We start from the raw sequence: 13,097 nt of genomic DNA, 5'->3' as shown, positions 1-13,097 counted from the left end.
GGGAATGCCTCACCGGACGCTCTGCGTCCGCTTTTGTGACGCGCAGCGTCACGGGCTGCATTCCCACGCAGAGCGTGGGAACGATCATTCAATAAAGGTTTACTCCAGCGCCGCAGCCGGACCGAAGAACTCGTAACGGCTTTGTTTCTCCGGAACGCCCAACGCCTTGAGGTGACGTTTGATTGCGCCCATGAAGCCTTTGGGACCCAGGAAGTAAGCGTCCAGATCACGCTCTTCAGGCATCCAGGCAGCAAGCTGATCCTGACTCAACAACCCGACCCGGTGCGCCGCCGGACTGACGCCATCATCTTCGGCGTAGCAGTAGAAACGCTTGAGTTGCGGGTGACGCTCGGCCAGGCCATCCACCCAATCACGGAAGGCGTGGACACCGCCATTACGCGCACAATGAATGAAGTGCACCGGGCGTTTGCTCGCCAGAGCTGCTTCAAGCATCGGCAAAGTAGGTGTAATGCCGACACCGCCACTGATCAGTACCAAAGGTTTGTCGCTGGCGGTCAGGGTGAACTCGCCGGATGGCGGAAACAGCATGATGCTCGCGCCGACATGGAACCGGTCATGCAGGAAATTCGAGGCACGACCGCCAGCTTCGCGCTTGACGCTGATGCGGTACTGGCCGGCGTCAGCCAGGGCCGACAATGAATAGTTACGACGAATCTCTTCGCCATCGAGGATCAGTTTCATGCCGATATATTGGCCAGGCTCTGCCGCCAGAATCGGGCCCTTGTCTGCAGGCTCGAAGTAGAACGAAGTAATTTCCGAGCTTTCCTCGACCCGCGCGACCAGTTTGAATTCCCGCTCACCGCGCCAGCCGCCCGGTGCTTCGGCCTTCTGGTCATAGATCACCGTTTCAGCACCGATCAGGATATCGGCCAGTTGGTTATAGGCCGCGCCCCAGGCGCTTATGACTTCAGGGGTGGCAATCTCACTGCCGAGCACTTCGGAAATGGCCCGCAGCAGGCAGCTGCCAACGATTGGGTAATGCTCAGGGAGGATTTGCAGGGCAACGTGCTTATTGATGATTTTCGCCACCAGATCGCCCAATTGGTCCAACTGGTCGATATGCCGCGCATACATCAATACGCCGTTGGCCAGTGCCCGAGGCTGATCGCCACTGCTCTGGTGGGCCTGGTTGAACAACGGACGCACTTGCGGGTATTCAGAAAGCATCATGCGATAGAAGTGAGTGATCAACGCTTCGCCACCGCTTTCCAGCAGAGGGACGGTCGATTTGACGATGGCACGGTCTTGAACGCTAAGCATAAGGGCAACTCCTGAGCTTTTTGGTTTCCAGCTGACTACCCTTTACTTATCAGCTTCCATGCCAACAATTAAATCTATATAAATCAATAAGTTAATAAAATAGTAGTCATATCGACAACGCCTGCTTTATAGTCCTTAAGACTATATGGAGTCAATATGACTGCAAAATCACTGCTCACCGCCCTGCTCCCTCTGGTCTCCGACCTGTCCCGCGAACTGCCGGAGGGCGAGCGCTATCGACGCCTGCTCGAAGCCATGCGCGCTCTGCTGCCGTGTGACGCCGCCGCCCTTTTGCGCCTCGACGGCGAATGGCTGGTGCCCCTGGCGGTGGATGGCCTGAGCCCCGACACCCTGGGCCGACGCTTCAAGGTCAGCGAACATCCGCGCTTCGAGGCGTTGCTCAGCAGTCCCGGGCCAACCCGTTTCGCCAGCGACAGCGAGTTGCCGGACCCTTACGACGGTCTGGTGGACGGTCTCGACGAACACCTGGAAGTCCACGACTGCATGGGTTGCCCACTGTTTATCGACGAACGCCCTTGGGGTCTGCTGACCCTTGATGCGCTGGACCCGCAGCGTTTTGAACCCATCGAACTGGACGCCCTGCAGGCGTTTGCCAGCCTCGCCGCCGCGACCGTCAATGCCGCCGAGCGTATGGAGCGTCTGGCCCTGCGCGTCGAGGACGAACACCAGCGTGCCGAGGTTTACCGTCAGGCCAGCGGCCAGCAAAACCGCGAAATGATCGGCCAAAGCAAAACCCATAAACGCCTGATGGAAGAGATCAGCCTGGTCGGCGGCAGCGACCTTACGGTGCTGATCACCGGCGAGACAGGAGTCGGCAAGGAGCTGGTGGCGCAGGCGATACACGCGGCTTCGCCGCGAGCCGACAAACCGATTATCAGCCTGAACTGCGCCGCCCTGCCGGACACACTGGTGGAAAGCGAGTTGTTCGGCCATGTGCGCGGCGCCTTCACCGGCGCGATGAACGACCGCCGCGGCAAGTTCGAACTGGCCAATGGCGGCACGCTGTTCCTCGATGAAGTTGGCGAGTTGTCGCTGACCGTTCAGGCCAAGTTGCTGCGAGTGCTGCAAAGCGGCCAGCTGCAGCGATTGGGTTCGGATAAGGAACATCAGGTCGATGTGCGCCTGATCGCTGCAACCAACCGCGATCTGGCCGAAGAAGTACGCAGCGGCCGCTATCGAGCCGACTTCTATCATCGCCTCAGCGTTTACCCGCTGCTGGTGCCGGCGCTGCGGGATCGCGGCCGTGATGTGCTGCTGCTCAGCGGCTTCTTCCTGGAGCAGAACCGCTCGCGCATGGGCCTCAACAGCTTGCGCTTGACCAGTGATGCCCAGGCGGCGCTGCTGGCTTATGCCTGGCCGGGCAATGTCCGTGAACTCGAACACTTGATTGGTCGCAGTGCGCTGAAGGCGCTGGGCAATTGCCGCGAGCGCCCGAAGATCCTCAGCCTCAGCGCGGCGGATCTGGAGTTGCCGAATGTCGCGCAGCAAGCATCCCCGTCAGAGCCTGCCAGCGCCCCCGTGGATTTACCCGACGTCGCCGGAGATCTGCGCCTGGCTACCGAGAACTACCAGCGTCAGCTAATCAGCGCCTGCCTTGAGCGCCACCAGAACAACTGGGCAAGCGCGGCCCGTGAGCTAGGCCTGGACAGGGCAAACCTTGGAAGGATGGCCAAGCGGTTGGGGATGAAATAACACACATCCCCCGTAGCAGCTGGCGAAGCCTGCGTTCGAGGACGAAGTCCTCGCAAAACGGTCACCGTGTTCTACCTGTTACACCACGGTTTCAGGTTTTACGACTGCTGCGCAGCCGAACGCAGCCTTCGGCAGCTGCTACGAAGATCGCGCCGGTCTGGTTTACCGGGATTACCCCTAAAGCCAGCCCTGAACAAGTCGATAACCCGTTATCGATAGCTGTTCACGGCCCCGTTTCCGCGAACCACCTTATCCACAGAAGGTTTTTATGTCCTCCGATAAAGCCCGCGCAGACTCACTCTCGCTTCTGCTGTTTACCTTGCGCAGTGGCAAGCTGATGGCGATCAATCTGCTGAAAGTCAGTGAAATCATTCCCTGCCCGCCGCTGACCAAGCTGCCGGAGTCGCATCCGCACGTCAAAGGCATCGCCACTCTGCGCGGCGCGTCGCTGTCGGTGATCGATCTGAGCCGGGCGATTGGTGAAAAGCCGCTGGTCGACCCGGACGGCGGCTGCCTGATCGTCACTGACGTCAGCCGCTCCAAGCAAGGTCTGCACGTTCAGGCCGTGAGCAAGATCGTGCATTGCCTGACCACCGATATCCGCCCGCCGCCCTACGGTGCCAGCGGCGCCAAGTCGTACATCACTGGCGTAACCCAGGTCGACGGCACCCTGGTACAAGTACTGGATATCGAGAAAGTCATCCACGGCATCGCCCCGGTACGAATCGAAATGGCACCGACCGAACTAAGCATGGAAGATGCCGAAGTGCTGGGTAATGCCAGGATTCTGGTGGTCGATGACAGCCAGGTGGCGTTGCAACAATCGGTGCACACCCTGCGCAACCTCGGCCTGCAATGCCACACCGCGCGCAGCGCCAAGGAAGCCATCGATTGCTTGCTGGACCTGCAGGGCACTGAACAGCAAATCAATCTGATCGTCTCGGACATCGAGATGTCGGAGATGGACGGTTACGCCTTCACCCGTACCCTGCGCGAAACCCCGGACTTCGCACACCTCTACGTGCTGCTGCACACCTCTCTGGACAGCGCGATGAACAGCGAAAAAGCCCGACTGGCCGGAGCCAACGCGGTGCTGACCAAGTTCTCCTCGCCGGAGCTCACCAAGTGTCTGATCGAGGCCGCCAAAGCCGTCGCGGCTCAGGGTATTTGAGCCTTGGCCGAGGACTACTGCCTGCTGCTGCGTCGAGACCTCACCAAGGTTTTGCCGCCCGTCGCCTGGCCGGCCGGCATCAGCCTGACCGTTTACCGTGCGCCGCTTGCCGAAACGGTTCATGGGCTTATGGAGCTGGGTTATCGGCAGGGCGGCGGCAGCGTGCCAGCACTGGACATTTGGCGTGAACGCTTCGAAACCGATGCCGAGTATGACCCGGCCCTGTGTTTTATCGCCACGCACGCCCAAGGGATTGTCGGCGTCGCCCAGTGCTGGACAAGCGCCTACATCAAAGACCTGGTGGTGCATCCCAGGGCTCAAGGCCAAGGGCTTGGGCGGGCTTTGCTGTTGCATGCATTCAGGGTTTTCCAGCAAAAACGCGAAGAGTATGTCGATTTGAAAGTGCTGGAAGATAACCATCGGGCCCGGCGCTTGTATGAAAGCGCGGGCATGCGTCTGGTGCGCAGAGAACTCGTTCCAGCGTAGCCCAGGCTGCGATCCTGGCGGTCCGGGATCCACCCAAGAATGACTGGCGCATAACTTGCTTCGTAACAGGCCTTTGCAGTGACTCTGTGGTTAATCCCGTCACCGCTCTCATCTATCAATTGCAGCCGGCCGTTCAATGAATACAACGTTTTCCTGCGTAGGTTGCGGCAAGTGCTGCGCCGACCATCACGTCCCCCTGACCCTCGCCGAAGCCCGGCAGTGGGCGGCTGACGGCGGCAACGTGATCGTGCTGGTGGAAGGCTTTCTCGGCAATGGCCTGGGCTTGCCTTTGCAGCAACGCGAGCATGCCGAACGACGTTCCTGTTTGGTGCCCAGCGGTGTGACCGAAGCTTATGTGGCGATCACCTTCGCCGCGTACAACGTTGGCCCCTGCCGGAATCTTGACGAAGACAACCTCTGCCGGATCTATGAACGCCGGCCTTTGGTGTGTCGCATTTACCCCATGGAAATCAATCCGCACATTGCACTCAAGCCAGCCGCCAAGGACTGCCCGCCAGAATCCTGGGAAAAAGGCCCGCAGCTGATTGTTGGCGGCGAGTTGGTCGACCGGGAACTGGCCGGCTTGATCCAGCGTTCGCGCCAGGCTGATCGGGACGACATCCAGACCAAGGAAGCCATCTGCGAACTGCTGGGCATTCGGACTACCGCGCTCAAGGGCGACGGCTTTACCGCTTACCTGCCGGACATGACGGCGTTCGCCATGGCCATCGAGCAGATTGAAGCGCAGCCACCCGCGAGTTCGACCAGCGAGTGGTTGTTCCATGTATCCGGGACAGATATCGCCGAACAAGTGCAGGCCGCCGGAGCGCAGGTGGCAACGACGCAGCCTTCAAACTACGCCTTCATCTCGCTGCGTGCGGCTTGATGCATCTGTGATCGTTCCCACGCTCTGCGTGGGAATGCAGCCCGTGACGCTCTGCGTCACTGCCGAAAGCGGACGCGGAGCGCCCAGTGAGGCATTCCCACGCAGGAGCGTGGGAACGATCCAACGATCCATCCGGATCAATGACTCAGCGCTTGCCCATCGAGCGACGGGTGCCGGGAGGCGCTGCGCCCGGAGTCTTGGTGTGGCCGTTCTTGGCACCGTTTTTATACCAAGGCTGGCTGGCATTCTTCGCCGCGGCAAGCTCGCCCGGCTTGAACGGGAACTTGAACGCTGGGATTGCGGCTTTGTCTTCGGTGTCTGCGCTGGAGTCGACGCTGTTTTGCAGGTCAGCCTGTTCCTCGCTCTGGACGTCAGCAGCAGGCGGTTGTTTACGGGAAGTCATGAAAGCTCCAAGGGTGTAAAAATGGATCTGGCCGGGGTGACGGGCCGCAGAAGCCGGCAGTATACCTGTGCGACTGCGATCTTTAACCTGCGCACCGCGCGAATGGTCAGCCATTACTGACAGCGCTGTCAGTTAGCAGTCATTTTGCTGACCGGGTTTGAGGACTATAAGTAAGCCATTGATACTGGCCAAATCCCTCGACCACTTTGCTCTGGCGTCCTACAAGCATGCGTATTCAAAAAAAAACGGTGTTGATCGCAGGATTGCTGATTGCCTTGGCCGCAATGGCCACCTGGTTTGTGACCGGGCCGACCACCGCCAAACCGGCGGCGCCGAGCGCGATTCCAGTGCGGGTGATCAGCGTCGAGCAGAAGGACGTGCCACGCTATGTCAGCAGCATCGGCTCAGTGTTGTCGTTGCACAGCGTAATCATCCGGCCGCAGATCGATGGCATCCTGACCAAACTGTGGGTCAAGGAAGGCCAGCTGGTAAAAACCGGTGATCTGCTGGCCACCCTCGACGATCGCTCGATTCGCGCCAGCCTCGATCAGGCCCGCGCTCAGCTGGGGCAAAACCAGGCGCAGCTGCAAGTGGCCGAGGTCAATCTCAAGCGATACAAACTGCTAAGCGTCGATGATGGCGTCTCCAGGCAGACCTACGATCAGCAACTGGCGCTGGTGAACCAGTTGAAAGCCACCGCGCAAGGCAATCAGGCGGCCATTGACGCTGCGCAAGTCCAACTGTCCTACACCCAAATTCACTCTCCGGTGACCGGTCGAGTTGGCATTCGCTCCGTCGATGAAGGCAACTTTCTGCGCATGAGCGATACCCAAGGCTTGTTCTCAGTGACCCAGATCGACCCGATCGCCGTCGAGTTCTCCCTGCCGCAACAGATGCTGCCGACCCTGCAAAGACTGATCGGCGCCCAGACCCAAACCCAGGTCAACGCCTATCTTGGCGCCGACACCGATGGTGTAACCGGCGACTTGCTCGGTGAAGGCCATATGACCCTGATCGACAACCAGATCAACACCAACACCGGGACCATTCGCGCCAAGGCCGAATTCAGTAACGCCGGGCAAAAGCTCTGGCCAGGGCAATTGGTGACCATCAAGATCCAGACCGCCCTCGACAAAGATGCCTTGGTAGTGCCGCCATCCGTGGTGCAACGCGGGCTCGATCAGTATTTCGTCTATCGGGTCAAAGCCGACGAAGTGGAAGTGGTGCCGGTGCAGATGGTTTATCAGGGCAGTGACCTGAACATCATCAAGGGTGTGCAGCCCGGTGATGTGCTGGTGAGCGACGGCCAGTCGCGGCTCAAGGCAGGTTCCAGGATCGAGGTACTCAATGAGCCGACACCGGTCATTCAAACCGCGAAATCGGAGCTGCAACCATGAAGGGCCATGGCTCGGTTTCGGCCTGGTGCATCGATCACCCGGTCTCTACCCTTCTGCTGACCTTTGCGCTGGTGCTGCTGGGGCTGATCGCCTTCCCGCGACTGCCCATCGCGCCGTTGCCGGAAGCGGAGTTTCCGACCATCCAGGTCACTGCGCAGTTGCCCGGTGCCAGCCCGGACACCATGGCCTCCTCAGTGGCCACGCCACTGGAAGTACAGTTCAGCGCCATCCCCGGCATGACCCAAATGACCTCCAGCAGTGCCTTGGGCTCTACCAACCTGACGCTGCAATTTACCCTCAACAAAAGCATCGACACCGCAGCCCAGGAAGTTCAGGCGGCGATCAACACCGCCTCCGGCAAGCTGCCCAAAGACATACCGAGCCTGCCGACCTGGAGGAAACTCAACCCGGCCGACAGCCCGGTTCTGATCCTCGCTATCAGCTCGACGCAGATGCCCGGCACCGAACTCAGCGACTATGTGGAAACCCTGCTGGCGCGGCAGCTCAGCCAGATCGACGGTGTCGGCCAGATCTACGTCACTGGCCAGCAACGCCCGGCCATCCGCGTCCAGGTCGCGCCGGACAGACTGGCGGCCGTAGGTCTGACCCTGGCCGATATCCGGGTAGCCCTGCAGCAGGCTAGCTTGAATCTGGCCAAGGGTGCGCTATACGGCCCGTCGAGCATTTCCACGCTGTCGACCAACGACCAGTTGTTTCACCCCGAGGAGTATGGGCAGTTGATCGTCTCCTACAAGGACGGTGCACCGGTCCACCTCAAAGATGTCGCGCGGGTGATCGATGGCTCGGAAAACGCCTACGTTCAGGCCTGGTCCGGTGATCAACCAGGGTTGAACCTGGTGATCTTCCGTCAGCCCGGCGCCAACATCGTCGGGACCGTCGACCGCATCCAGGCTGAACTGCCGCGCCTGCAAGCGATGCTCCCGGCCACGGTGCAAGTGACCGTACTCTCGGACCGGACCAGGACCATCCGCGCCTCGTTGCATGAGGTGGAAATCACCCTGCTGATTGCTGTGTTTCTGGTGATCGCGGTGATGGCGCTGTTCCTGCGCCAGTGGTCGGCGACGATGATTGTTTCCAGCGTGCTTGGCGTGTCGCTGATCGCCAGTTTAGCGCTGATGTACGCGATGGGTTTCAGCCTGAACAACCTGACCCTGGTGGCGATCGTGATCTCCGTGGGTTTTGTGGTGGACGATGCGATCGTTGTGGTGGAGAACATTCACCGTCACCTCGAGGCCGGTGACGGCATGCGCGAGGCTGCAATCAAGGGCGCCGGCGAGATCGGGTTTACGGTGGTCTCCATCAGCTTCTCGCTGGTGGCGGCGTTTATCCCGTTGCTGTTCATGGGTGGTGTGGTCGGACGGCTGTTCAAGGAGTTCGCCCTGACCGCGACCTCGACCATTTTGATTTCGGTGGTGGTGTCGTTGACCCTGGCACCAACCCTGGCCGCACTGTTTATGCGAGCCCCGGGACACAATGCCCATACCAAACCCGGCTTCGGCGAACGACTGCTGGCGCTCTACGAAAAAGGCCTGCGGCGCGCCCTCGCCCACCAACGGCTGATGCTCGGGATTTTCGGCCTGACGTTCGCCATGGCGATCGTCGGTTACGTGATCATTCCCAAAGGTTTCTTTCCGGTGCAGGACACCGGTTTCGTGCTCGGGACCAGTGAAGCGGCGGCCGATGTGTCCTACCCGGACATGGTGGCCAAACACCTGGCGCTGGCGAAAATCGTCAACGCGGACCCGGCGGTTCAATCGTTCTCCCATTCCGTGGGCGTGACCGGCAGCAACCAGACCATCGCCAACGGCCGCTTCTGGATCGCCTTGAAAGACCGCAGTCAACGCGACGTCAGCGCCAGCCAGTTCATCGACCGGATCCGTGCGCAACTGGCCAAGGTTCCGGGGATCGTCCTCTATCTGCGGGCCGGCCAGGATATCAACCTCAGCTCTGGGCCGAGTCGCAGCCAATACCAATACGTGCTCAAGAGCAACGATGGACCAACCCTGAATACCTGGACCCAGCGTCTGACGGAAAAACTGCGAACCAACCCGGCGTTCCGTGACATTTCCAACGACTTGCAACTGGGCGGCAGCATTACCCACATCAGCATCGACCGCAGCGCGGCAGCGCGTTTCGGCCTGAATGCCAGCGATGTCGACCAAGCGCTTTACGATGCGTTTGGCCAGCGTCAGGTCAACGAATACCAGACCGAGACCAACCAATACAACGTGATCCTCGAACTCGACGCCAAGCAGCGCGGCAAGGCCGAAAGCCTGAATTACTTCTACCTGCGTTCGCCCCTCAGTGGCCAGATGGTCCCGTTGTCGGCGCTGGCCAAGGTCGATCCGCCCACTGTCGGGCCGCTGTCCATTGCCCATGACGGGATGTTCCCGGCCGCCAACTTGTCATTCAACCTCGCCCCCGGCGTGGCGTTGGGCGATGCGGTGATCATGCTCAACCAGGCGAAGAACGAGATCGGTGTGCCCGCCTCGATCATTGGCAATTTCCAGGGCGCAGCCCAGGCGTTCCAAAGCTCGCTGGCCAGCCAGCCATGGCTGATTCTCGCGGCGCTGGTGGCGGTCTACATCATTCTCGGCGTGCTCTATGAGAGCTTCGTGCATCCACTGACGATCATCTCGACCTTGCCCTCGGCCGGCCTTGGCGCCCTGCTGATGCTGTGGATCTGGGGCCAGGACTTCTCGGTCATGGCGTTGATCGGCCTGGTGCTGCTGATCGGGATCGTCAAGAAAAACGGCATCCTGATGATCGACTTTGCCCTCGAAGCCCAACGCAAAGGTGGGCTAGCGCCGCAAGAGGCCATCTACCAGGCCTGCCTCATCCGGTTCCGGCCAATCATCATGACCACCCTCGCCGCGCTGCTCGGTGCCCTGCCGCTAATGCTCGGCTATGGCACCGGCGCCGAACTGCGCCAGCCGCTGGGGATCGCCGTGGTTGGCGGACTGCTGGTGAGTCAGGCGCTGACGTTGTTCACCACACCGGTCATATACTTGTGGCTTGAGCGGCTATTCCATCGGCCCAAACCAGCCCCAGTGCTGGCGACCACTGACTGAGGCGGGGTCATGCGCGTTCTGATTATCGAAGACGAAGAAAAAACCGCGGATTACCTGCATCGCGGTTTGACCGAACAAGGCTACACCGTGGACCTGGCCCGGGACGGCGTCGAAGGTCTGCACCTGGCGCTGGAAAGCGATTACGCGGTGATCGTGCTCGATGTAATGCTACCCGGCCTCGATGGTTTTGGCGTGCTGCGTGCGCTGCGTGCGCGCAAGCAAACCCCGGTGATCATGCTCACCGCCCGCGAGCGCGTCGAAGACCGGATCAAGGGCCTGCGCGACGGCGCCGATGACTACCTCGGCAAACCCTTTTCCTTTCTCGAACTGGTGGCGCGTTTACAGGCATTGACCCGCCGCAGCGGCGGTCATGAGCCGGTGCAGATCAGCATCGCCGACCTGTGGATAGATTTGATCAGCCGCAAGGCCAGCCGGGCCGGCACGCGCCTGGACCTGACCGCCAAGGAGTTTTCGCTGCTCAGCGTGCTGGCCCGGCGTCAGGGTGAAATCCTCTCGAAAACCGCTATTGCCGAAATGGTCTGGGACATCAATTTCGACAGCGATGCGAATGTCGTCGAAGTGGCGATCAAACGCCTGCGGGCCAAGCTCGACGGACCGTTCGAAGAGAAACTGCTGCACACCATTCGCGGCATGGGGTATGTGCTGGAGAGCCGTGGTGTCTAACTCCATTGCGTTACGTCTGAGCGGCATGTTCACCCTGGTGGCTTTGCTGGTGTTCCTGCTGATTGGCTGGGCGCTCTATCAACAAGTCGACAAAGGCCTGGGCCTGCTGCCCGAAGCCGAACTGGTTGCGCGCTACAGCGTGCTCGAATCGGCCCTCAACCGCGATGGCACACCCGAACACTGGGTGAAGATCAACGCCAAGCTCAAGCTGCTCGGCGAAGAAGACAAACGCATCCGTTTCTGGGTGGTCAGCAGTGATGCCGGCTATGAATATGGCGCCCCGGACGCACAAATTCGCGCCTTTGCCCAAGGACCTTTGGGCATGCGTGACTTGACCTTGCCGGACCATCCTTATCCGCTGAAAGTGTTGGTCAGCCAACTCCCGGCCAAGGACCAGCAACCACCGCTGCGCTTTCTGATCGGCATCGACACCGAGACCTTCTCCCAGACCCAGCATCACTTGCTGATCGCCCTGATCAGCCTGGCCATCGTCGGTGTGTTACTGGCCTCGGTCTTGGGCTATTGGGTCGCACGGATCGGTCTGAAGCCATTGATAAAGTTGTCCCAGGAAGCTCAACGTCTAGCGCCGCCGTTGCTGTCCGGACGCCTGCAACTGTCACCGTTGCCGCCGGAACTCAATCAATTCGTCAGCGCCTTCAACTCGACACTGGAACGGGTCGAGCAAGCCTATTCACGCCTTGAGTCGTTCAACGCCGATGTGGCCCACGAGTTACGCTCGCCCCTGACCAACCTGATTGGCCAGACCCAGGTCGCACTGACTCGCGGGCGTTCGGCCGAGCACTACTTCGAAGTCCTGCAATCGAACCTCGAAGAGCTTGAGAGACTGAGGTCAATCATCAATGACATGCTGTTTCTGGCCAGCGCCGACCAAGGCAGCAAAGCCACCAAACTCACCCCGACGTCACTGGCCGATGAAGTCGCGACGACTCTGGATTATCTGGACTTCATTCTCGAAGACGCTCAGGTGAAAGTCGAAGTCAGCGGCGACGCCAACGTGCAAATCGAAAAAGCCCATCTGCGTCGGGCGCTGATCAATCTGCTGAACAATGCCGTGCAACACACCGCCCCCGGACAAGTCATCCGTGTACAGATCGAGGTGCAAGAACACCAGGTTGCCATCGGTGTCGCCAACCCCGGCAAGGCTATCGCCAGCGAACACCTGTCGCGGTTGTTTGAACGCTTCTACCGGGTCGATGCCTCGCGCAGCAACAGCGGCGCCAACCATGGATTGGGACTGGCCATCGTCAAGGCCATTGCGTTGATGCACGGCGGCGATGTGTTTGTGCGCAGCAATGACGGAATGAATACATTCGGTATTTACCTGCCGATTTAGCCCCTGATGATCGTTGCGATCGTTCCCACGCTCCGCGTGGGAATGCCTCACTGGACGCTCCGCGTCCGCTTCGATTGTGACGCGGAGCGTCACGGGCTGCATTCCCACGCGGAGCGTGGGAACGATCAAGAGCGTGGGAACGATCAGGCTCCTGACTATTACTGTAAAGGCAACAGTCCTTTATGCAATCCGCTCTTTTTCCCGACCTTGAAGACCGTTACTTTTGCCGCACTCACTAACACTTGCTCTGCAAGAAGGTCTTCAAGATGTCCAACGCCATGGGTATTACCAGCGCTTTCGTTTTGTCTTCTTTATTCCTGTCACCCTTCGCCATGGCCAAAGACTCTCCAGCATTCATTGCGCAAAATGCCGCACGCGCCAATGCCTTCGAAAAGTCCCAGGCCGAGTTGACTGCCAAGGCGCAAAATCCTGAGCAATCCCGACAAACGTCAGCCAATCAGGCGCAACCACAGGTTGAGAAAGACAGCTGATCAGCACCATCGCTCTGTTTCCCTCGACACTTCTCTGGGCTCTTTCTCCTGAGAAGTTGTCTTCAAAGCCGCTGCTATCAGCGGCTTTTTTTTTCGCTGTGTATAAACACCGACCTGCCTGGTTTTCTCTTGAGAAATA

Annotated in this window: 11 protein-coding genes; 9 read left to right on the top strand and 2 right to left on the bottom strand. The window is 59.8% G+C overall.

Translation table 11 applies throughout. From position 1 onward, the window contains the following. Positions 1-99: 99 nt before the first annotated feature. Positions 100-1,281, bottom strand: a complete 1,182-nt coding sequence (gene hmpA / locus AC07W5_RS24405; RefSeq protein ID WP_494991882.1) for an NO-inducible flavohemoprotein — start codon at positions 1,279-1,281, stop codon at positions 100-102. A 156-nt stretch (positions 1,282-1,437) separates the two neighbouring features. On the opposite strand from hmpA, the gene norR reads away from it, so the two are divergent. The 4 genes from norR (at position 1,438) to AC07W5_RS24385 (ending at position 5,537) form a co-directional block, all read left to right on the top strand. Continuing rightward, complete coding sequence (gene norR, locus AC07W5_RS24400) at positions 1,438-2,994, top strand: nitric oxide reductase transcriptional regulator NorR (RefSeq protein WP_494991881.1); 1,557 nt, start codon at positions 1,438-1,440, stop codon at positions 2,992-2,994. Between the two features lie 268 nt (positions 2,995-3,262). Next, positions 3,263-4,165, top strand: a complete 903-nt coding sequence (locus AC07W5_RS24395) for a chemotaxis protein CheV (RefSeq protein ID WP_494991880.1) — start codon at positions 3,263-3,265, stop codon at positions 4,163-4,165. A gap of 3 nt (positions 4,166-4,168) precedes the next feature. Next, a complete protein-coding gene (locus AC07W5_RS24390) occupies positions 4,169-4,651 on the top strand; it encodes a GNAT family N-acetyltransferase (protein WP_494991879.1) in 483 nt (160 codons plus the stop codon). Between the two features lie 136 nt (positions 4,652-4,787). Next, positions 4,788-5,537, top strand: coding sequence for a YkgJ family cysteine cluster protein (locus AC07W5_RS24385; RefSeq protein ID WP_495024481.1), 750 nt, complete (start codon positions 4,788-4,790; stop codon positions 5,535-5,537). A gap of 145 nt (positions 5,538-5,682) precedes the next feature. Here AC07W5_RS24385 and AC07W5_RS24380 read toward each other — a convergent pair whose 3' ends face one another. Continuing rightward, complete coding sequence (locus AC07W5_RS24380; protein WP_494991877.1) at positions 5,683-5,940, bottom strand: hypothetical protein; 258 nt, start codon at positions 5,938-5,940, stop codon at positions 5,683-5,685. A 227-nt stretch (positions 5,941-6,167) separates the two neighbouring features. On the opposite strand from AC07W5_RS24380, the gene AC07W5_RS24375 reads away from it, so the two are divergent. The 5 genes from AC07W5_RS24375 to AC07W5_RS24355 all read left to right on the top strand — a co-directional run bounded on the left by AC07W5_RS24375 (position 6,168) and on the right by AC07W5_RS24355 (position 12,958). Then, entirely contained in the window at positions 6,168-7,337 is a 1,170-nt protein-coding gene (locus tag AC07W5_RS24375; protein WP_495011162.1) for an efflux RND transporter periplasmic adaptor subunit, read from the top strand. After that, positions 7,334-10,429: a multidrug efflux RND transporter permease subunit gene (locus tag AC07W5_RS24370; RefSeq protein ID WP_495024480.1), complete on the top strand. Its 3,096-nt coding sequence runs from the start codon at positions 7,334-7,336 to the stop codon at positions 10,427-10,429. Before AC07W5_RS24375 ends, AC07W5_RS24370 begins: the two co-directional genes overlap by 4 nt. A 9-nt stretch (positions 10,430-10,438) precedes the next feature. After that, positions 10,439-11,113, top strand: coding sequence for a heavy metal response regulator transcription factor (locus AC07W5_RS24365; RefSeq protein ID WP_489376411.1), 675 nt, complete (start codon positions 10,439-10,441; stop codon positions 11,111-11,113). Continuing rightward, positions 11,103-12,467, top strand: a complete 1,365-nt coding sequence (locus AC07W5_RS24360; protein WP_495024479.1) for a heavy metal sensor histidine kinase — start codon at positions 11,103-11,105, stop codon at positions 12,465-12,467. Before AC07W5_RS24365 ends, AC07W5_RS24360 begins: the two co-directional genes overlap by 11 nt. A gap of 266 nt (positions 12,468-12,733) precedes the next feature. Continuing rightward, positions 12,734-12,958: a hypothetical protein gene (locus tag AC07W5_RS24355; RefSeq protein WP_495024478.1), complete on the top strand. Its 225-nt coding sequence runs from the start codon at positions 12,734-12,736 to the stop codon at positions 12,956-12,958. The last annotated feature ends 139 nt before the right edge of the window (positions 12,959-13,097 follow it).

This window comes from Pseudomonas sp. GW821-FHT01E05 (assembly GCF_059422425.1).
The sequence above is the reverse complement of the archived record's forward strand: the minus strand, read 5'-3'. Positions and strand labels throughout refer to the sequence as shown.